We start from the raw sequence: 19,662 nt of genomic DNA on the forward strand, positions 1-19,662 counted from the left end.
TGCGCCGGCAGGCGGCACGGTGTCCGGCCTTCTACACGGCTTCCGGCACCTTGCGCGTCTTCAGAAACGCTTCGAGCGTTTCGCCTCGCATGCTTGCGTACATGCCCAGATTGGTGATCTTCACGACGCGCGCGAATTTCTCCAGCACGAAGAAACACACGCCATAGCGAATCAGGCCGATCCAGTCGGCGTTATCGACGAGCGTGCGCTCCTCGGGTGTCAGACCTGCCGCGTCATAAGCCGCCTCGCGGTTCTCGAGCCACAGCGTGCGCGCCGCGGCTTCGCGCATTTGCCAGAAGAAGCGGTTCAGCCGCATGGCCTTCATGCTCTGGCGAATGTCGAACGGATAGGTGCCCGTCAGTTCTTCGACGCCGATCAATTGCGGATTCATTGCGCCACCTCGTCTTCGTAAATCGTGACGGCCATTGCCGTGCTGGTCGCCAGGTAATAGTTGCGATGTAGCTCGCGCACCGTTGGCCCGAGCGCGCCGCGCATCGCGAGCCACATGATCGTTTCGACGCTTTCCGCGCCGCCCAGGCGCACATAGTCGACATGCTTCATCGCGGCCAGACGCTCTGGTTCGTGAACGATCAGGTCCAGAAATTCCATGTCCCATTCGGTGTTGTTAAAGCCGCTGCGCTCGCCGTGCACCTGATGCGAGAGACCGCCCGTGCCGACCACCACGACATCAAGGTCCGCTTCATACGATTCGATCGCGCGGCGCAGTGCCTGTCCGAGCCGATAGCAGCGGTTCGCGGTCGGCAGCGGATACTGCAGCACGTTGACCTCGATCGGCACGAGCGCAAGCGGCCAGCCGCCCGCATGCGGCAACATCAGCGAAAGCGGCGAATTGCAGCCATGATCGAGCGGACGATCCTGGAAGATCGTGAGATCGAACTCGTCGTTGACGAGTTGTTCGGCAATGTGAATCGCGAGGTCGGGGTGGCCCGCTATATCCGGAAGCGGGCGTTTGCCCGCGCCCTCGTCCGCGAATTCATGAGTGGCCGATACGCCCAGTGCAAAGGTCGGATAGCAGTCGAAGAAAAAGCTGTTCGCGTGGTCGTTGTAGAACATCACCATCGCGTCCGGCTTGCGCTCTGCGAGCCAGCTCGCCACAGGTTCATAGCCCTTGAAAAGCGGCGCCCATGCCGGATCGTTCTGCTTGCCCTTGTCGTACGCCATGCCGATAGTCGGCACATGCGAAGTGCCGATGCCGCCAATGATCCTTGCCATTTCGTTTGTCTTCCGTTACTTCGTGCTGCGCTATTGCCGTGTGCGAATCGTATAGGTTGCCGGGAATGCGAAAGAAGCGTTGGCAACCGCCTTGGGATACGAAGATAGGAATTGTGCGGGTTTTCGGGAAGTACGGGTTAACGCGCGAGATGAGGAGAATCGTCGCTACCAGTGCAGTGCGAGAGCCCTTCCGTCTTCATGCAATGACTCGCGAGCCGCATGGTGCCGGGCCGATTTGGTATCCCAAATGGATTTGCGCTTACTTCGCAACCGTATTTCCGCCACGGCCGCCAATAAACAAAACAGATGGCCATAAAACCAACTCGCAAGACGCTTTCGAAGCGTGGTGCAACCCGGCTCGCGTGGCTATACTGGACGACGTCCAACGAGTAGACGACGATGAACGAAACCACTCAGCAGGCCATTGTTCAGACCTTACGCGAGAAAATCCTGGCAGGCGAACTGTCGCCCGGACAACGGCTCGTCGAAGCGCAACTCGCGCAATGGCTCGGCGTGTCGCGAACGCCGCTGCGTTATGCGCTTAGCGTCTTGTCATCCGAAGGACTGCTCGATCGCTCCGGCGCCCGCGGTTATGTGGTGCGCCGTTTCAGCGTGCGCGACGTGTTGAACGCGATCGACGTGCGCGGCGTGCTCGAGGGTCTCGCCGCGCGTTCGGTTGCCGAGGGCGGCGTGGGCGCGGCGCTCGCCGCCGCACTCGACGACTGCCTGCGCGAGGGCGACGAGATTTTCCGCAACGGCCAGCTAAAACCCGGCGACGACGTGCGTTATGCCGACATGAACGGGCGCTTTCACTCGCTCATCATCGAAGCCGCGCAAAACGCAGCGGTGAGCGCCGCGCTGAGCCTGAACGACAAGATTCCGTTCGTCTCGCCGTTCACCATCGCATTCGACGAAGCCGCGCGCGAGCGCCAGTTCATGATGCTGATGTACGCGCACCGCCAGCATCATGCGATCACGGACGCGTTGAAGAATGGCGAAGGCGCGCGCGTAGAGGCGTTGATGAAGGAACATACGCACATCTCGAAGGAAAGCCTCAATCTGTCGCTGCCGGCTTTGCACCTGATTGCGGGCGCGGCATGACGCAGAACGCAGCGCCTCGTCGCGTGAGGAACCAGGGCACCGCGCAAGGAACCACGGCTACGTCCGCAAGCGCCGCCACGCGCACTACGCCCGCAAATACCAAAGACCTGCTCAACCTCGCGCAACTACGCGCGTTTCGCCTCGTCGCCGACAGGGGCAGCGCGACGCGTGCGGCGGCTGCGCTGTTTCGCGCGCAATCGGCTGTTACTCGATCGGTACAGGAACTCGAATCGGCGCTCGGCGAACCGCTCTTCGATCGTGGTCCTTCAGGCATGTTGCCCACGCCGGTCGGGCGCGCGGTCCTGCTTCGCTGCGAGCGGATTTTTGCGGAGCTCGAAGAACTCGCGCAATGGTGCGCCGCGCGCCAGACGCGTCGCCGGCCCGCTGCTGAGGGCGCGTTGCCCGCGTATTTGCTGAACACGCGGCGGCTGCAAATCTTCGTCGCGCTGGCACGGCATCGTCATATGCCGAGCGCCGCGAAGACGTTCGGCATCAGCCAGCCTGCCGTGAGTACCGCGATTCGCGTACTGGAAAGCGGCTCGAGTTTGAGCCTCTTTCATAGAAGCCCGCGCGGTATTCTGCTCACGACGGAAGGCGAAACTTTTCTGCTGCACGTGCGCCGCGCATTGAACGAACTGCGCCACGTACCCGACGATATCGCCGCATTGCGCGGCAATATCCAGGGCGCGGTGACCGTCGGCGCATTGCCGCTCGGACGCACGCTAATCCTGCCGAAAGCCATCGCGAAGATGAGCGCGGAAAATCCAGGCGTGCGCGTCGTCACCGACGAAAGCGCCTATGAAGCGTTAGTGGCGGGTCTGCGAGCGGGCGACATCGACTTCATTCTCGGCGCACTGCGCGAAAACGACGCGACCAGTGGCCTGCGGAACGAGCGCCTGATGTCGGAGGACATGGTGCTTCTCGTGCGCCGCGATCACCCGCTCACGCGCGCGCATGAGCCGCGTATCGCCGATCTGCGCGACGTGCAATGGATTCTGCCGCGCAGCCACGCGCCGGCTCGCGCGCTATTCGAAGCGCAATTCAAGCGGATGAAAATCAGGCCGCCGCTGCCCACCGTCGAAACGGCCGACCTCGCGGTGATTCGCGGCCTGCTGCTGGGCACCGACATGGTTGCGGCGCTGTCGGCGCAGCAGTTGCACTACGAAGTGCAAACGGGCCAGCTCGCGGTGCTCGACGTGCCGCTTCACAATACGCGCCGCGACATAGGGCTGACGCTGCGCGCGGCGGGTACACCGTCGCCGGCGGCTCGCGCGCTGATCGACGCGATTCGTTTGTCGGTGGTGGACGTTACGCGTACCGTCAGCACCGCCACGACGAACTAGCGGCCGTTCAGTTTATAAAGAACCTCTTTGTTCCCACACCGAAGCAGGAATGCCGACCACGCCGTCGAACAACCAGCGCGCGGTGCGCAGCAGCGCCGCGCTCAACACCACGGGACGATCGCGCTCGCCGCCGAGTGTGAGTTCGACAGTGAACTCGCCAGTCGGATGCTCGACGGACACCTGCTTGCGCGCGCCTTCTGCATCGACGTTTGCAAGGCCGTCGCAGACAGTTCCCGGCAACACAGCAGCGGTTGCCACGCTGACCGCGCCGAGCACGCCAATCGACGCATGGCAGCGGTGCGGAATAAAGCTGCGCGTGGAGATGGTGCCGCCATCGCGCGGTTCGGCGACGAGACACATCTTCGGCACAGTGCGCGTGCTGACATCGCCGAGGTTCATCATCGGGCCTACGGCCAGGCGGATTTTTTCGATGCGCGCCTTCAGTTCCTCGTCGGCATCCAGTTCCTCGCGCGTTTCGTAACCGCTGCGTTGCAGGTCGCGCGCGCGCATCAGCACGAGCGGCATGCCGTTGTCGATGCACGTCACCTCCACGCCTTCAACGGTGTCCTTCAATTGACCCGTCGGCAAAAGCGCGCCGCATGTCGAACCGGCCGTGTCCCTGAATTCGAGTGGAATCGGCGCGGCGCCGCCAGGCACGCCGTCGATGCGCGCGTCGCCTTCATACGTCACGCGACAATCCGGCGTGCTGACTGTGGCCACTGCAATCTGACCGGTGTTCACCATGTGAATGGCCACACGCGTGCTGCCGTCTTCCGCTTTGACGAGTCCGCGCTCGATCGCATACGGCCCGACGCCCGCGAGAATGTTGCCGCAATTCTGACCGAAATCGACCCGCGCTTCGTTGACGACAACTTGTGCGAACAGATAGTCGACGTCGGCGTCCTCGCGCGACGAGCGGGAAACGATCGCGACCTTGCTGGTCAGCGGATCGGCGCCGCCGATACCGTCGATCTGCCGCGGATCGGGCGAGCCCATCACGGCGAGCAGAACACGGTCGCGCTCGGTCGGATCGGCGGGCAGGTCGGACGCCATGAAAAACGCGCCCTTCGACGTGCCGCCGCGAATCAACATGCAGGGAATGCGGGTCTGTGTGCGACCGGACATCGCGGGTCTCCAACGCTAATGTGGCTGTCATTGTAGATTTGGCACGCGTCGATCAAGCGCCTAAAGCGGCCCATAAAGCCATCTAATCTGCTTATCGGTAACGATGGCATCACGCGTTTTTGCAGATCACAAAGCGCGTGTAAACGCGCTTTGTCTACGTAGCTGCAATGCGTTGGTGCAGCGCACTTGAAAGCCATGCTTTCTACAGACAAAAACCCTCGCCCCGCCCATGCCCGCGATTGCCCTTAAAAACGCCTTCTATTCGACCAATTGAAGTTCGCTCGCCCGGCGCACACTGTTTTCGTGCCAATCGCGCCAGGAGCCTCAGATGTCTTCCCGCCATCGCCCGAATCGCCCGGACCGCCCTGATCGCCCGTTCGACGAAAATCTGCCCGAGTTGACGGCAGCCGAAGCGAGCCCAGCGCCCGCTGGCGACACGGGCACCATGCACGACCTGCACCTCGCTTCGCAAAATGTGTTGCGCCTCGCGACGCAGACGTACAATGCAGCGGCGCGGGGAGATGAAAGAGCGGCGCACGCAGCGCGTGCTTCGCTGGAAAAGCAGCTTGGATTGGCCACGCATTTGATCGACGAGATTCTTTCCGCCGGCGACGACCAACCCACGATGCACTGACCGGCTGGCAACACAGTACAGCCAACGATAACGACAGCACTTCTATAACGTTCGAGACACGAAATGAGCGCTTTGACGGTAATTCTCTGCATTTGGGCGATGGTTGCTGTGTGCGCGGTGCTGTTCATCCGAGGCGCGACGGCGCGAATCGAGCGCCCCACGAAATCGACGCAAAGCCGTCCGGCGCGCTTTTCAATCGCGGAATAGGTGTTCTGGCGCGGGTCGCATCAACCGATGACGCGATTGCGTCGGACCTGCGCAAACGACACTGCAACCGCGCCTTTCGCCGACACGCGTTGCGCGTCGAAGTCCGTGGCGTTTAACGCAGAGCGGCTCAATGCGCCGTAAAGATTCGATCGACGGGCGCCGAGCCATTCGCGCCCAGGGCTAACCCCTATCAGCCTCGTGTCGAGTTCGGCATAGACGAGGCCGCCTGTCGTTTCGCCGCTCGACATGTCCGCCAATATGCGGCCGAACGGATCGACGATCATCGCTGCGCCGGCCCGTTTCGGCTGCCCGACGATATCGGCGCCATCGCTGAACACGACAAACATTCCGTTATCGACGGCTCGCGCAGGCAGCCAACGGCATAGCCATTTTTCGGCACTGCATGCGGCTTTGCAACGCGCCGCATTCGCTATCGACGCGCGGTTAAGCGCCTGCTCCATCGACATCGGCTGAGTCCACTCACTCCCCTCCTCGCTCACACCATACGTTCGATGCGGCGCGATCAGCAGCGTCGCGCCCATCAGCGCCGCCATGCGCACGTTCTCGACCACATAGTTATCGGCGCCGATCAGGATACCGATGCGAATACCCGCTGACGCAGCGAACACGGTGAAGCGATCGCCGCTGCCAATGCGCGGATGCTCGAACGCATGCAGCTTTCTGTGGCAATAGCGCACGCCGCCCGGCAGACACACCAGATAGCTGTTGAACAACTGCCCATCCGTCGCGCGTTCGATAAGTCCCACACCAGCCGCGACGCCAGTGCGCTCGACGGCATCCATGACCGCGCGCACGGAAGGACTATCCAATCGTTCAGCAAGCGCATTCAGTTCGGCACGGTTCAGCTTCGCCATGCTCGCGTATCCGCTGATACAAGCCTCGGGAAAGACCACGAGGTCGATGCTCCGCGAAGCGGCAAGCGTCAACCAGTCCGCAATACACGCGACATTTTGCGCGGCTTGCCCGCGGCACGACACCAGCGGCACCGATGCAACACGAAACGACGAAGCGAACGAAGACAGCATTTTCACGGCCCGGTGAAGTAAGAACAGCACCATTGGACCGCGCTACCATCCATACGTAAAATGAAAGTTTCGGTGCATTCGATTACTTTGAAGAATGGAACTCAAACTACTGCGGGCATTTCTCACCGTCACCGAGCTGCGCCATTTCGGCCAGGCAGCGGACGTGCTATGCGTGAGTCAACCCGCTCTTAGCAAGCAGATCGCGGCATTGGAAGCGAGCCTCGGCGCGCGTCTTTTCGAGCGTGGCCGGCATGGCGCGGAACTCACTACTTTTGGCGCTGGCTTTCTCGCCGATGCGGAAGCGCTAGTTCGCGATGCCGACCAAATCCTCGCGCGGGCACGCGAGGCGAGCAGCGGCGCGCGCGGTTTTCTGCGCGTGGGTCTCGGGCTCTCCACGCTGACCGAAGTCCCGCAACTGGTCGCCGACTTTCGCAAGCGCTATCCCAACGTCAGCGTGACGCTCAACGACCTGTCGTCGGCGGAGCAAACGCGGCGGCTTCTTTCCGGCAAGCTCGAAGTGGGCTTTCTGCGCTTGCCGGCCGACACCGGCGTCTCCGCATTCGCGATGCTCGACGAGGCACTCGGGCTGGCTATTCCGCAGCACGCACGCTGGAAACGCCTTCCTTCGGACCTGAACGAACTGAACGAGTCGGGCTTCATTGCACTCGCGCGCGGACGGGGTCCGGGCCTCGCCGCGCAGATCGACCAGTGGTGTGCCGCGCATCGTTTCGTGCCCAATGTGATCCAGCAGACCGACGACATTCAGACCGTGCTGGCCGGCGTGGCCGCAGGCGTCGGCGCCGCGTTTCTGCCGTCCCGCGTGCAGTATTTGTTGCGCGACGCGAGAGTGCTGCCGTTGCGCGGACCCGGCGCCAGTTGGCGCATCGGTCTCGCATGGCAAACCGCGCGCGACGATGCGGTCGTGAAATGCTTCGTCGAGTTTGTGAAGGCGGCGCGGAAAGCGAAGCGAAGCCGGAGCCAACCAAACGAATCGTGAGGCTTTCGCATCCACAGCCACGGCTTGACACGTATATGCCTCACGGAGTATATAAACGACATGGACTCAACTTTCGCCATCATTGCCGAGCCGAGCCGTCGCGCCATTCTCAGTCTGCTTGCATCGTCGGAGCAGTCCGTGGGCGATATCGAAGAGCAGCTCAACCTTTCGCAGCCCTCTGTTTCGAAGCATTTGCGCGTGCTTCGTGACGCCGGCTTCGTCGAGTCTCGCGTCGACGCGCAACGGCGCGTCTATCGCATCAAACCGGAGCCGCTCATGGAGATCGACGCGTGGCTTGCTCCGTTCCGCCGTTTCTGGTCGGTTCATCTCGACGCGCTCGAGCGTCATCTCGACCAGACTCATCCCGCACCACGTCGCAAGGAGAAGAAGCGATGAGCAATCGCGATTCATACAGGCCCGGCCCCGCCGCCGGCGCGGAAGTTCAGAAAGACGGAGACCGGTGGACGCTCGTCCTCGTGCGCGAACTGCGTCATTCGCCGGAGAAAGTTTGGCAAGCGCTGACGGACCCGACGAGCCTGCGCGAATGGGCGCCGTTCGATGCGGACCACAGCCTTGCATCAGTCGGTCCGGTCAAACTTTCGACAGTGGGCACGCCCACGCCCCAAGTATCGGAGACGCAAGTCACGCGCGCCGACGCGCCGAATCTGCTCGAGTACCGCTGGGGCGAGAACGATCTTCGCTGGCAACTCGAATCGCTAGGCGACGGCACGCGTTTGACGTTGTGGCACAACATCGACCGCAAGTTCATCTCGATGGGCGCAGCCGGCTGGCACATATGCCTCGACGTGCTCGACCATTTCCTCGCGGGCGATCCGCTGGGACGTATCGTCGCCGGCGATGCGATGAATTTCGAATGGCCGCGTCTGAATACCGAATACGCGAAGCAATTCGGCCTCTGAACCTAACAAGCTCGGGAGAGCACTATGAATAAATCGGCTTCGTCGGAAGCACTGCCGGCCTCGGAACTGATCGACAAAAGGATTGCCGATCTCGCGGACTGGCGCGGCGCCACTTTGAGCAGAGTGCGCAAGCTCATCCACGAAGCCGATCCTGACGTGATCGAAGAATGGAAATGGATGGGCACGCCTGTGTGGTCGCATGATGGCATCATCTGCACAGGCGAGTCGTATAAGTCGGCGGTGAAGCTGACGTTCCTGAAGGGCGCTTCGCTCGCGGACCCGGCCAAGCTTTTCAATTCGAGTCTCGACGGCAATGCGAGGCGCGCAATCGACATTCACGAAGGCGAGGAACTCGACGCGAATGCGTTTAAGGCCCTGATTCATGCGGCAATCGCGCTTAACGAATCGAGCAAGGCATCGGGCAAGGCATCGAAGGCAAAGCCGAAGCGCGCGAAGTAGTTCACACCATGCAGGAGAAACGATGGACGAGAACCTCTGGAATACGATCGACGAATATCTGACAAGCAGCCTTTTACCCGAGGATGCGTCGCTCGACGCAGCATTGCGCGCAAGTGCCGAGGCGGGTTTGCCGTCCATCAACGTCGCGCCGAATCAGGGCAAGCTGCTGCATCTGCTCGCGAAACTGCGCGGCGCGCGGCGTATTCTCGAAGTCGGCACACTCGGCGGCTATAGCACGATCTGGCTCGCAAGAGCGCTGCCGCCAACCGGTCAACTCATCTCTCTCGAAGCAAACGGCGACTATGCCGAAGTCGCGCGCGCGAACCTGGAACGCGCGGGCGTGTCGGGCGTTGCGTCGATCGTCGTGGGCGCCGCGGCGCAAACGCTCGCGCAGTTCGTCGCCGATAACGTCGAGCCGTTCGACATGATTTTTCTCGACGCCGACAAGAAAAGCTATCCCGAGTACCTGCGCCTGTCACTGCAATTGAGCCGCGTCGGTACGCTGATCGTCGGCGATAACGTGATTCGCCGCGGCCGCATTGCCGATCACGCGAGCAGCGATCCGGACGTAGCCGGCCTGCATGAATTCTTCAGGCTGCTTGGCAGCAATCCGCGCCTCGATTCCACTGCGATTCAAACGGTCGGCACAAAAGGGTGGGACGGCTTTTCGATGACGCTCGTAACCGCGTAGCGGCTACTCGCGCACACCGAATCGCGCGACGCACGCCTGTCTCACTCTTTCGACAACCGCCGTCCACTCCTCGCCCCGCTCGCGGCGAAATAGTCGCAGCGTGTGCGGATACCACGGCGAATCGCTGCGCTCGTGCATCCATCGCCAGTCCACATCTTTCTCCGGCAGCATCACCCAGCAGGGTTTGCCGAGCGACGCAGCGAGATGCGCGATCGACGTGTCGACGCAAATCACCAGATCGAGTTGCGCGACGATCGCGGCGCTGTCGGCAAGATCTGTCACCATCGAACCAACGTGGAGCAACGGCTGATCAGATGGAGGATTGCGCGCTTCATCTTCTCCGTGCCCCTTTTGCAGACTCACGAAGCTGAGACCGGCCACGCTCCATAGCGGCGCGAGCGTGGCAAGCGACGGAATCGAACGATTGGCGTCGTTATGATGCTTCGCATTGCCCTTCCACACGAGACCGATCTTGCGCCCCGGCGGCAATGCGTCGAGCACAGGCCGCCATTTTTCCACGAGCGACTCTTCGGCCGCGAGCCGGACCGGCCGCGGAATCGTATCGACGGTTGTGCGCAAATGCAGTGGCGCACTCAAGAGACTCGTCCAGCAATCATAATCGGATGCACGCGCCGCTGCCCTCTCGTGATCGAGCACAGAGTCCACACCGTCGACGCGAGTCATCAGCCGATGCAACGCGGGCGCGCAGGCAAACGCGATATGCGCGGCGCCCTGCGCCTTCAGTAACGCGAAATAGCGGCTGAATTGCAGCATGTCGCCGAGACCGTCTTCCTGCCAGACGAGCAACGATCGTCCCGAGAGCGCGTCGCCCTGCCACTGCGGACACGATAGCCGCTGAGCAGTCTGCCGATGCACGAAACCCGTCTGCTGATAGCGGCATTCATAAAGCGGCCAGCCTTCCTCGAAACGTCCCATGCTCAGCAGCAATGTCGCGAGCCCGAAGCGCGCGTCGCCGTAATCGGCGCGTAACGAAAGTGCGCGACGGTATGCGCTTTCCGCCTCGGGCAGACGCGTCAATTGCGCGAGCGCGGCGCCGAGGTTGTAATGCGCTTCGGCCAGATCGGGATCAGTGGATAGCGCCTGTTCGAAAGCATCGACGGCTTCGGGCAAACGGTCGAGCAGGCGCAGCACGCAGCCGAGATTGTTATGAGCGGGCGCTATGTCGGGACGCAGGCGAACCGCTTCGCGATAAGCGGCCGCGGCTTCCTCCATGCGTTCGAGTTTGAAGAGCGTGATGCCGAGGTTGTAATGAGCCTCGGCGTAATCGGCGCGTAGCGCGATTGCCTTGCGATACGCGGACTCGGCTTCGGGCAGCCGCGCAAGATCGGTCAGCGCCGCGCCGAGATTGACGTGAGCCTCCGCGTAGTCGGGGCGCATGGTCAACGCAAGCCGGCAAGCGAGTTCGGCTTCGGTCAGACGCTGCGCAGCCTTCAACGCGCCGGCCAGGTTATTCAATGCCTCCGGATAATGCGGCTGGATGCTGAGCGCCTCGCGATAAGCCGCGTCTGCTTCGTCGACACGACCGAGATCCATCAACACGTTGCCCAGATTGTTGTGCGCTTGCGCGTGCGCCGGCAATCGGCGCAGCGCCTCGCGATATGCGGCCTCGGCTTCATGCAGGCGCCGCAGCGTTTGCAATACGACGCCGTGGTTATAGTGCGCGTCGGCATGGTCCGGGCGAAGGGAAAGCGCACGCCGATACGACACCTCGGCCTCTTCATGATGGCCTTGCGCATGCAGCACCGCGCCCAGTTGATTGTGAGCGTCCGCATGCTCGGGCCGCATCGCGATGAGTTGCCGATAAATTGCTTTGGCCGCCGACAGGCGACCGCGCGCTTTCAGCAATGCGCCGAAGCTCTCATACACTTCGACATAACCTGGCGCGATACGCAGGCATCGGCGCCAATGGCGCTCTGCATCGTCCGCGTGACCGAGACGGCACGACGAAGCCCCGGCGATGTTCAGCGCGTCGGCCATTGCGTGAATCGCTGCATCGTCGAGCGTGCTTTCGTCGCGCTCGATCGCGGGCATTACCGTCGATAATGCCGCGGCAAATTCATCCGCCGAGTAGAGCGCTATCGCCTGCTGGTTGAGTTGTGCAATTGAAGAGGCGAGCGTCTGCGTGAAAGTCATGAGTCCAGTAACGTTGCGAGTGCGGCGTCCACGCGCGGGATCGCCCATGTTGCACAAAGGCCAACATGTACCACGCAGATTAAGCGATGCGGCCGCGTTGTAACGGCGGGAAATGAGCGGATTTCCGGCTTCAATCCGTCGTTATGCCGGACATCGGGCAGAAAAATGTGCGTGGCAGTGCTAGAATCGCCGCGTTTTCCTGCTCATCGCCATGACTCCACACTCCCGCAACCGTCTGACCGCCTGGCTTGGCCTCATCGCCATGTGGCTCGTCGTGTTTGCGCCGGTCGTGAGTCAGACGCTGGTCTCCAACCGGGCGCAGGAGCCGATTGCCGCGCTATGTTCGGCGCTGCAAACCGTTCAGCCCGGCGCGATGCAGCACGCCAGCCGCGCCGACACATCGGCCGTCCACCTCAGTCACGACGACGCCTTCGGCGCTTGCGGCTACTGTCATCTGTTGCAGCATCATGTGGCCATGCCCACGGTTGCGGCCGCGCAGCCGCCGGTTGTCATCGTCATGACAGGCACGGCGCCGCCCACTCTCTCCACCCGCTTCACACCACTCGGCGCGTTCCCTTCGGGACGCCCTAGAGCACCGCCCTCCGTTTCCTGATCGTCGTTGTTCCTGATCGCCCGCGCATTGCGTGCATTGACCACATGTGGCCGCGTTAGCCACATGCGGCCGCATTTGCCGCATCTGTCGATGGCGCGCGCGATCGTCCGTTCAATGCATGAAGGAAACGCTCATGTCGATCTTCTCATTGCGAAGGCTGCGCGCCTTCGTCCCTACAGCGATGACCGCGTTCGCGGCGGCACCGGTCCACGCCGACACGACGCTGCCCGCCGTCAGCGTGAGTGCGAATAGCGCCGCAAACGAAAGCGTCGCGCCCCGCGCCGTCGATCCGAATCTGCCGGCTTCGGTCGAAACAGTCACGCGCGAGCAATTCTCCAACTGGAATGTCGTGAACACCGAGGACGTGCTGAAGTACATGCCGAATCTCGCGGTTCGCAAACGCTTTATCGGCGATCTGAATTCGATCATCGCAGTGCGCGGCACGAGCAATACGCAAAGTGCGCGCGGTCTCGTCTATGCGGACGGGTTACTGCTGAGCAATCTGCTGGGCAACAACTTTTCATTTCCACCGCGCTGGTCGATGGTGTCTCCCGACGAGATCCAGCAGGTCGATGTGATTTATGGCCCGTATTCCGCGCTCTATCCGGGCAATTCGCTTGGCGCGACCGTATTGATCAGCACGCGCATGCCAAAGAAATTCGAAGCGGAAGCCGACGTGAAAGCATTCACGCAGCACTTCAGCCTTTATGGTGTGAACCGTAATTTCAACGGCAGTGAAGCGAGTGCTTCTATCGGCAACCGGATCGGCAAGTTCTCGTTTCTGCTCGGCGTGAACCATCTGGAAAACACGAGCCAGCCGCTGCAATTCGCGACGCTCGCCAAATCGGGCACGCCCGCGAAAGCCGGCGACACGCCGGTTACAGGAGCGTACTTCTACAACAACCAGACCAATACGCCGACCGCCATACTCGGCATTAACGGCGAAGGCATCGAGCACACCGTGCAGGACCAGTTCAAGCTGAAGATGCAGTACGACTTCACGCCGACACTGCAAGGCGCTTTTACGCTCGGCTACTGGCATCAAACGTATAACAGCGAGACGTCGAGTTTTCTGCGCGACGCGAACGGCAACGCGGTGTACGGCGGCAAGGTTTCGATCAACGGCTACGAGTACACGATTCCCGCTGCCGCATTCGCGCCGAGCCTGGGCCATAGCGAGAACTGGCTCTATGGCGTGACGCTGAAGACGCGCAACGCCACCGGCTGGAACGGCGAGGCGATCGCTTCGTATTACGACGTCGGCAACAGCGTCGCGCGTCTTGCAAGTTCCGGCGCGCCCGGCAATGGCGCGGGCACCGTGACCTTCGGCAACGGCACCGGCTGGAAGACACTCGACTTGCGCAGTACTTACACGCCGGCGTCGACGCAAGCGGGCCTCGCGAATCATGCGCTCGCTTTCGGCTACCACTACGACAATTACTTTCTCGACAACGAAAGTTACTCGACGCTCAATTGGCGCGACGGCTCCGCGACTTCATTCGCCAACGCATTCGCCGGCAAGACGCAAACTCAGGCGCTCTACGCACAGGACGCATGGCGCTTCCTGCCGCGCTGGAAATTCGTGTATGGCGTGCGTTACGAAGACTGGCGGGCGTACGACGGATCGCAAGCGTTGCCGGGCACGAGGGTTGCGCTCGCTAACGCCAGTGAGCAGCACTTCTCGCCGAAGGCTTCGCTGTCATTCGACGTGAGCGACGATCTGACGTTACGCGCGTCGGTTGGCCGCGCATATCGCTTTCCGACAGTCAGTGAGTTGTTCCAGGGGCAAATCAACGGCTCCTCGATCGTCAACAACAACCCGAACCTGAAACCGGAAGACGATCTTTCGAAAGAACTCACCGCCGAATGGGCGCATTGGAATGGCATCTTCCGTTTCTCGCTGTTTCAGGACGACGTGAAGAACACGATTTTCAGCCAGACGGATACAACCGTGATTCCGAACGTGACGAACTTCCAGAACATCGGCAAAGTGCGTTCGCGCGGCGTGGAAACGAGCTATTCCGGCGAAAACGTATTCATGCGCGGACTCGATCTTCTGGCAAGCGTCGCTTATACGCAATCGAAGATCATTGCCAATGCGCAGAACCCCGCGAGCGTCGGCAAGTACTTTTATCGCATTCCGCTATGGCGCGTGAATGTGGCGGCGACCTATCGCTTCGACGAGCGCGCGGCAGTGACACTCGCCGCGCGCTATTCGGGCCGCCAATACAACACGCTCACGAATACCGACACGAATCCGGATGTATTCGGCGGCACGAGTTCTTACACGGTGGCGGACGCGAAGTTCACGTTCAGGCCCACGAAGCTGAGCGAAGTCGGCATTGGCGTCGACAACATTTTCGATGCGCGCTACTTCGTCTATCACCCTTACCCAGGACGCACGTTCTATCTGGAAGCGAAGTTGCGCATGTAACGCGCAATCGTAGCGTTCTAGCGCAAGAACCAGATCAATTTGCTTCAGGAGGATTCAATGTCCACCATCGCACCGCATAACGCCGTATTAGGCACGACGAGTCCCAGCAGCGGCTATCGCACGCTCTGGCGATGGCACTTCTACGCCGGCCTCTTCGTGATGCCGTTTCTCATCGTCTTGGCAATAACGGGTACGTTGTACTGTTTTCAGCCGCAGATCGAACCGCTGCTTTATCCGCGGCTTCTCGTCGTCGAACCGCAAACGGCGCCGCGCATGTCAGAAGACGCGCTGCTCGCGCGAGCGCGTGCGGCCATGCCGTCCAATGCAATCGCCGTCACCGCCGCGATCTCGAACACGCCCGAGCGCAGCACGGAATTCATTTTTCGTCTCGCGGACGGCGAAAAGCAGAGCGTCTATCTGAACCCGTATAGCGGAGAAGTACTCGGCACATTGAGCGTCGAGCGTCGCTTGATGCAGGTCGACCGCATGCTTCATCGCAAGCTGTTGCTCGGCAAACCGGGCGAACTGCTGATGGAGCTTGCCGCATGCTGGACACTCGTGATGATCGGCACCGGCATCGCGCTGTGGTGGCCGCGCGAAACGACACGCGTGCGGGATGCACTCGTGCCGCGTCTGACGTTAAAGGGCCGGCCGCTGTGGAAGAGCATCCACGCGGTCATGGGCATCTGGCTCGCACTCGGCGCGCTTGCATTCGTATTGACCGGTTTGCCGTGGTCCGGCTCGTGGGGTCAGCAGTTCAAGGCGCTCGCGACCGCTGCGAAGCTCGGCGCTCCGCCTGGCACGTGGGGCGGCTTGCCGTTGCGCTCGGCGCTGCCTGCGGGCACGAGCAAAGAGATCGACGCGAAGACAAAACCAGGCGCACAAGCAGAACACGCCGCGCATATGGACTCCATGCCCGGCATGGTGATGGACGACTTGCCGCTGCCGCAAACGCCGTGGGCCGTCGGCAATGCGCCGGTGCCCGCTTCCGCCGATGCGAAAGCAGCGGCCCCGTTGCCGCTCGGCCACATCGTCGCGCAAGCCGCGTCGCTCGGTGTCACGAGCGGCTACAACATCGCGCTGCCGACATCCCCGACGGGCGTGTATACCGTGTCGTATTTCCCGGCCGATCCGCAACTGGAACGGACCATCTATATCGATCAGTACAGCGGCGCGATTCTCAAGGACATTCGCTATGCCGACTATGGCGGCGTGTCGAAAGCGGTCTCGTACGGCACGTCATTGCATATGGGCCGCTATTTCGGCGTCGCCAATCAGATTCTGTGCGCCGCGATTTCGTTGGGGCTCGCGTTGATGGCCGTGACCGGCTGCGTGATGTGGTGGAAGCGCAAACCGCAGCGCTCGCTCGGCGCGCCTTCGCGGGAAAGAGCCGCACCGCCGATGCGCGGGTGGAAAACGGGCCTCGTCATGCTCGGCATTGTCTTTCCGTTGATGGGCGCAACGCTTGTCGCCGTATGGCTCGCCGACCGCGCGATATTCGGCCGCGCGGCGCACGGCCTTCAAGGTCGTTAAAAGGCGTGCTAAAGCAAGCGGCGTTAACGGCGGCCCGAATCGAATTCAGTCCGCCGCAATTACGTCGATGCGCAAAGCCGGCGCGCCCGCTGCAATCGCGAGAAGATGGTCGACATTCGGATGAGCGCCGGGCCGGTTGCGCGCGTCGGCGGTATGTTCGCCGAACACCGCGAGGCCGTGTTCGGCGGCTTTGGCGTCGAGCGCACCGAACGTCTGTTGCAGATAGTTGTACACCGCGAGCGAGCCCTGTTTGCCCGGCTTGTTCTCGATGCTCGCAACAACGGCGCCTTGCGCGTCGATCAGATCGATACGCGCAATGCCGTCGATTGCAGGCATATGCGCGAGGTTTTCCTTGAATACGTTGCTCGGCTGAATCACTGAAACCACTCCTTTAAGCGGGAAAATGCCACGAGGGCCGTATCTTATCCGATGGCCTACGTGATTAGCGCGAAGCCTCACGCAGGCCCACGCCGCTTACGGTGTCCAGCGATGCACGATCATGCTCGACCCGTTGTAGTTGTCTTTCGTAATCACGTATTCGCCGCTTGCCCGCAGAAACGCTCGCAGTCCGTACATCGAATCGACATCGTTGCCGACATCCACAGTACCGGGGCTATTGTTGATGAGCGTCGCGTCGAGATTGCCGGTGTTCAGGTTGAACGCGTCGATGTTCGGCACCGTATGCACGTAGCCGACAAAAAGATAATTACCCACTGCGGTAATCGACTTCGGATTCGCGCTCGTGAGATTGATCACCGGCTGAGGCTGTGTCGTATTACCCGCGCTCCAGCCGTGATACACCTCGATGCGCGACTGTATCGCCGTCCAGTCCCAACTGCCTGCCACGCCTTGCGCGAGAATCATCGTGTCGCTTTCGGGCAAATAGATGATGCGCGTCAACGGCCGGATACTCATTGGAATCTTGATCGTGACGGCCGAGCCCCACAACGGCTTACCGTTTCCGTCGAAACCCGTAAGCGGGTAATGATAGATATGGTTTGTTCTGTCGAGACCCGCCCACACATCGCCCCTGCTGTCGATGCAAAAGCCTCCCGTCACCTTCACCGTCGTGTTGAACGCCGGGCCCGGCAAAGAGCCATCCGGTATTGCAATGTAGCCGCTCGCCGAATTGAAATGATAGAAGTTGAAGGTGTCGGGGTTCTGGCCGGACGCGACGAGAATGCGGTTTCCGCCCACCGCGACGAGTTGCCCGAAGTGCTGCCCGCGCTGCGTGTCGTTGATATTCAGGCGCGGGTCTGACGGATAAGTAAACGGGTCGACGGTATTCGCAACGAAGGTGCCGCCCGCGGTGCCCGTGTAAATATGCGCGCCGCTGTAAAAGTACGCGCCGTCGGTCAACGGGTCCGGTGCCGCGACCGCTTCGAAGTTCAGTGCCTGCAGTTTCCATTGCAGATTGCCGGCGCTGTCGTAGGCATGCAGATCGGTCGGACCATTGCGGCCCATGTCCCAGCCGCCGCCCCACGGATTGTTGAGCACATACAGGGTGCCCGCTGCGTCCCTGCCGATGCCCGCTACGCGCGTGAAGCGCTTGTCGCCGACCTGCCCTTTGATTCCGGTAGTCGTATCCAGGTAGCCGCCCTGAATGCCGAATGTACCGGCCAACGTCGGCGCGCCCGCCACGTTATAGATCTTGATGTTCATGTCGGGGCCTTCGTCGCCGACCATGAGCCGTCCCGTCGATGCATCGAAGTACAACGCCGATGGCCGCGAAGCGGCGGGCATCTGGATCGTGTTGAGCGACGCGCCGCCCGCGCTGAATTGCGATATGACGCCAGCGCTTTTTCGCGCGACCCACAGATTGCCCGCAGCATCGAGTGCGAGCGCGCCGGGACCGGACACCGCTATATCCTGCTGCCACACGCCGTCAGTCGTATAGACACGCACACGGTTGCCGTAAAAGTCGCTGACATAAAGCAGCGTGCCTGCCGTGGCGAGTCCGGTGATGACATCCGCATGAGGGATGCCGGTCCACACGCTGACCGGAATGCGAAGTTCGAGCGCTTTCGTTGCACGGTTATAGCGCCCGACCGAGCCGCTGCCGAACGACCTGTTGTATTGCAACGCCGTGAAAATCGACGTCGCATTGCCGGTTATCGCGCTGCCCTGGAAGTCGGCGTGCGTGCCGATCGAGCCGATGTTCTGACCGTTCTGATAGATCGCGACGCCGCCCTCGTTCTCGTCCCACAACGACGACGTATAAATCACGCCTTCCAGGGCGACCCACATTGAACGCGCGCCGTTGCCGACGTGCGCGGCCAGCGTGCCATAGGTATTGGCGAGCCAATCGGTCGTATATTGCGCATGAGCTACGCATGCAAGCGCCATCAGCGCGAAGCCGAGCAACGCGGCATGGATTCGTTTGGTGACCATGAACGGAGTTCTCCGGCTGTATTTCGTTTACGTCAAAAAAAGGCCTGCTATTGCGCAGGCATTCACATACGAAAGTGCCGGATTATGCTTCGGCCAGAATCTGCTGAATGACCTGTTCGAAGGTTTCGACAGGTTGCCCGCCGCTCACCAGATAGCGGCGATTGAAAATGATTGCCGGCACCGACTGAATGCCGTGCGACTGGAACTCTTCTTCTTCGGCGCGGACTTCGTCGGCATAGTCGCCGTTTTGCAGTACCTTGCTCGCAGCCTCGGCGTCCAGTCCCACCGACTGCGCGACTTCGACGAGCACGTCATGATTGCTCGGATCGCGGCCTTCCGAATGATAGGCGCGCAGCAGCGCGAGCTTGAGCGGCAGTTGCTTGCCTTCGAGACCTGCCCAATGCAACAGGCGGTGTGCATCGAACGTGTTGTAGACATGCGTGCGCGGACCAAACTCGAAGCCGACGCTCGCGCCGCGCTCGCGGATCATGGCCTGCGTTTCTTCGATCTGCTCGGGCGTGCGTCCGTATTTCTTGCCCAGATAATCGACAATCGCCTCGCCCTCGGGCGCCATCTGCGGATTCAGTTCGAACGGGTGCACGACGATCCGCGCATCCACTGCGTCACCGACGCGCGACAACGCGAGTTGCAGCGACGAAAGGCCGATTGCGCACCAGGGGCATGCAATGTCGGAAACGAAATCGATGGTGAGCGGCTGGGACATGGCTTTCCTAAGGGCTGTGGGATAGGTGTATTGTCACCTATCCTCGTGACTCTTACC

The 19,662-nt window shown here is 61.4% G+C and carries 19 protein-coding genes; 11 read left to right on the top strand and 8 right to left on the bottom strand.

Features of this window, described 5'->3' with window-relative positions; translation table 11 throughout:
• Window positions 1-31: 31 nt before the first annotated feature.
• Window positions 32-391, bottom strand: coding sequence for a protocatechuate 3,4-dioxygenase (locus AB6809_RS00755; RefSeq protein WP_029970194.1), 360 nt, complete (start codon window positions 389-391; stop codon window positions 32-34).
• Window positions 388-1,233: a gallate dioxygenase gene (locus tag AB6809_RS00760; RefSeq protein WP_029970193.1), complete on the bottom strand. Its 846-nt coding sequence runs from the start codon at window positions 1,231-1,233 to the stop codon at window positions 388-390. Before AB6809_RS00760 ends, AB6809_RS00755 begins: the two co-directional genes overlap by 4 nt.
• A 399-nt stretch (window positions 1,234-1,632) precedes the next feature.
• On the opposite strand from AB6809_RS00760, the gene AB6809_RS00765 reads away from it, so the two are divergent.
• The gene (locus AB6809_RS00765; protein WP_029970192.1) at window positions 1,633-2,334 is read left to right on the top strand and encodes a GntR family transcriptional regulator; all 702 of its coding nucleotides are present in this window, start codon (window positions 1,633-1,635) and stop codon (window positions 2,332-2,334) included.
• Window positions 2,331-3,677, top strand: a complete 1,347-nt coding sequence (locus AB6809_RS00770) for a LysR family transcriptional regulator (protein ID WP_307259896.1) — start codon at window positions 2,331-2,333, stop codon at window positions 3,675-3,677. Before AB6809_RS00765 ends, AB6809_RS00770 begins: the two co-directional genes overlap by 4 nt.
• Before the next feature lie 12 nt (window positions 3,678-3,689).
• Here the strand turns inward: AB6809_RS00770 and AB6809_RS00775 are convergent, their stop codons facing one another.
• Window positions 3,690-4,802 carry a 4-oxalomesaconate tautomerase gene (locus AB6809_RS00775; RefSeq protein WP_029970190.1) on the bottom strand — a complete coding sequence of 371 codons (1,113 nt, stop codon included), beginning with the start codon at window positions 4,800-4,802 and terminating at the stop codon, window positions 3,690-3,692.
• Between the two features lie 328 nt (window positions 4,803-5,130).
• Between AB6809_RS00775 and AB6809_RS00780 the strand changes: the two genes are divergently transcribed.
• Complete coding sequence (locus tag AB6809_RS00780; RefSeq protein WP_029970189.1) at window positions 5,131-5,436, top strand: hypothetical protein; 306 nt, start codon at window positions 5,131-5,133, stop codon at window positions 5,434-5,436.
• 227 nt (window positions 5,437-5,663) lie between these two features.
• Here the strand turns inward: AB6809_RS00780 and AB6809_RS00785 are convergent, their stop codons facing one another.
• Window positions 5,664-6,689, bottom strand: a complete 1,026-nt coding sequence (locus tag AB6809_RS00785; RefSeq protein WP_371025938.1) for a nitrilase-related carbon-nitrogen hydrolase — start codon at window positions 6,687-6,689, stop codon at window positions 5,664-5,666.
• A 94-nt stretch (window positions 6,690-6,783) separates the two neighbouring features.
• Here AB6809_RS00785 and AB6809_RS00790 point away from each other — a divergent pair, with 94 nt between their 5' ends.
• From AB6809_RS00790 to AB6809_RS00810, 5 genes are read left to right on the top strand one after another with little or no spacing between them, the layout of a single operon-like run.
• Window positions 6,784-7,686: a LysR family transcriptional regulator gene (locus tag AB6809_RS00790; protein WP_029970185.1), complete on the top strand. Its 903-nt coding sequence runs from the start codon at window positions 6,784-6,786 to the stop codon at window positions 7,684-7,686.
• A gap of 60 nt (window positions 7,687-7,746) precedes the next feature.
• Complete coding sequence (locus AB6809_RS00795) at window positions 7,747-8,082, top strand: helix-turn-helix transcriptional regulator (RefSeq protein WP_029970184.1); 336 nt, start codon at window positions 7,747-7,749, stop codon at window positions 8,080-8,082.
• Window positions 8,079-8,606, top strand: a complete 528-nt coding sequence (locus tag AB6809_RS00800; protein ID WP_029970182.1) for an SRPBCC family protein — start codon at window positions 8,079-8,081, stop codon at window positions 8,604-8,606. Before AB6809_RS00795 ends, AB6809_RS00800 begins: the two co-directional genes overlap by 4 nt.
• 24 nt (window positions 8,607-8,630) lie before the next feature.
• The gene (locus AB6809_RS00805) at window positions 8,631-9,065 is read left to right on the top strand and encodes a DUF1801 domain-containing protein (RefSeq protein ID WP_029970181.1); all 435 of its coding nucleotides are present in this window, start codon (window positions 8,631-8,633) and stop codon (window positions 9,063-9,065) included.
• A 22-nt stretch (window positions 9,066-9,087) separates the two neighbouring features.
• Window positions 9,088-9,756 (top strand): O-methyltransferase, encoded by a 669-nt coding sequence (locus AB6809_RS00810; protein WP_029970180.1) that lies wholly within the window; start codon window positions 9,088-9,090, stop codon window positions 9,754-9,756.
• Window positions 9,757-9,759: 3 nt separating this feature from the next.
• Here AB6809_RS00810 and AB6809_RS00815 read toward each other — a convergent pair whose 3' ends face one another.
• Window positions 9,760-11,910 (bottom strand): tetratricopeptide repeat protein, encoded by a 2,151-nt coding sequence (locus AB6809_RS00815; RefSeq protein ID WP_029970178.1) that lies wholly within the window; start codon window positions 11,908-11,910, stop codon window positions 9,760-9,762.
• A 211-nt stretch (window positions 11,911-12,121) separates the two neighbouring features.
• On the opposite strand from AB6809_RS00815, the gene AB6809_RS00820 reads away from it, so the two are divergent.
• From AB6809_RS00820 to AB6809_RS00830, 3 genes are all read left to right on the top strand, one after another.
• Complete coding sequence (locus tag AB6809_RS00820) at window positions 12,122-12,523, top strand: DUF2946 domain-containing protein (RefSeq protein WP_029970176.1); 402 nt, start codon at window positions 12,122-12,124, stop codon at window positions 12,521-12,523.
• Window positions 12,524-12,656: 133 nt separating this feature from the next.
• Window positions 12,657-14,957 carry a TonB-dependent receptor gene (locus AB6809_RS00825; RefSeq protein ID WP_029970175.1) on the top strand — a complete coding sequence of 767 codons (2,301 nt, stop codon included), beginning with the start codon at window positions 12,657-12,659 and terminating at the stop codon, window positions 14,955-14,957.
• Window positions 14,958-15,014: 57 nt separating this feature from the next.
• Window positions 15,015-16,490 (top strand): PepSY domain-containing protein, encoded by a 1,476-nt coding sequence (locus AB6809_RS00830; protein WP_029970174.1) that lies wholly within the window; start codon window positions 15,015-15,017, stop codon window positions 16,488-16,490.
• A 45-nt stretch (window positions 16,491-16,535) separates the two neighbouring features.
• Here AB6809_RS00830 and AB6809_RS00835 read toward each other — a convergent pair whose 3' ends face one another.
• From AB6809_RS00835 to AB6809_RS00845, 3 genes are all read right to left on the bottom strand, one after another.
• Window positions 16,536-16,868, bottom strand: a complete 333-nt coding sequence (locus AB6809_RS00835; protein WP_029970173.1) for a DUF2322 family protein — start codon at window positions 16,866-16,868, stop codon at window positions 16,536-16,538.
• 96 nt (window positions 16,869-16,964) lie between these two features.
• The gene (locus tag AB6809_RS00840; RefSeq protein ID WP_371025939.1) at window positions 16,965-18,881 is read right to left on the bottom strand and encodes an SMP-30/gluconolactonase/LRE family protein; all 1,917 of its coding nucleotides are present in this window, start codon (window positions 18,879-18,881) and stop codon (window positions 16,965-16,967) included.
• A gap of 82 nt (window positions 18,882-18,963) precedes the next feature.
• On the bottom strand, window positions 18,964-19,605 hold the full coding sequence (locus tag AB6809_RS00845) for a DsbA family oxidoreductase (protein WP_310032424.1): 642 nt from the start codon (window positions 19,603-19,605) through the stop codon (window positions 18,964-18,966).
• Between the last annotated feature and the right edge of the window lie 57 nt (window positions 19,606-19,662).

It is taken from the genome of Paraburkholderia sp. RCC_158, assembly GCF_041355255.1.
Lineage (GTDB): Bacteria > Pseudomonadota > Gammaproteobacteria > Burkholderiales > Burkholderiaceae > Paraburkholderia > Paraburkholderia graminis.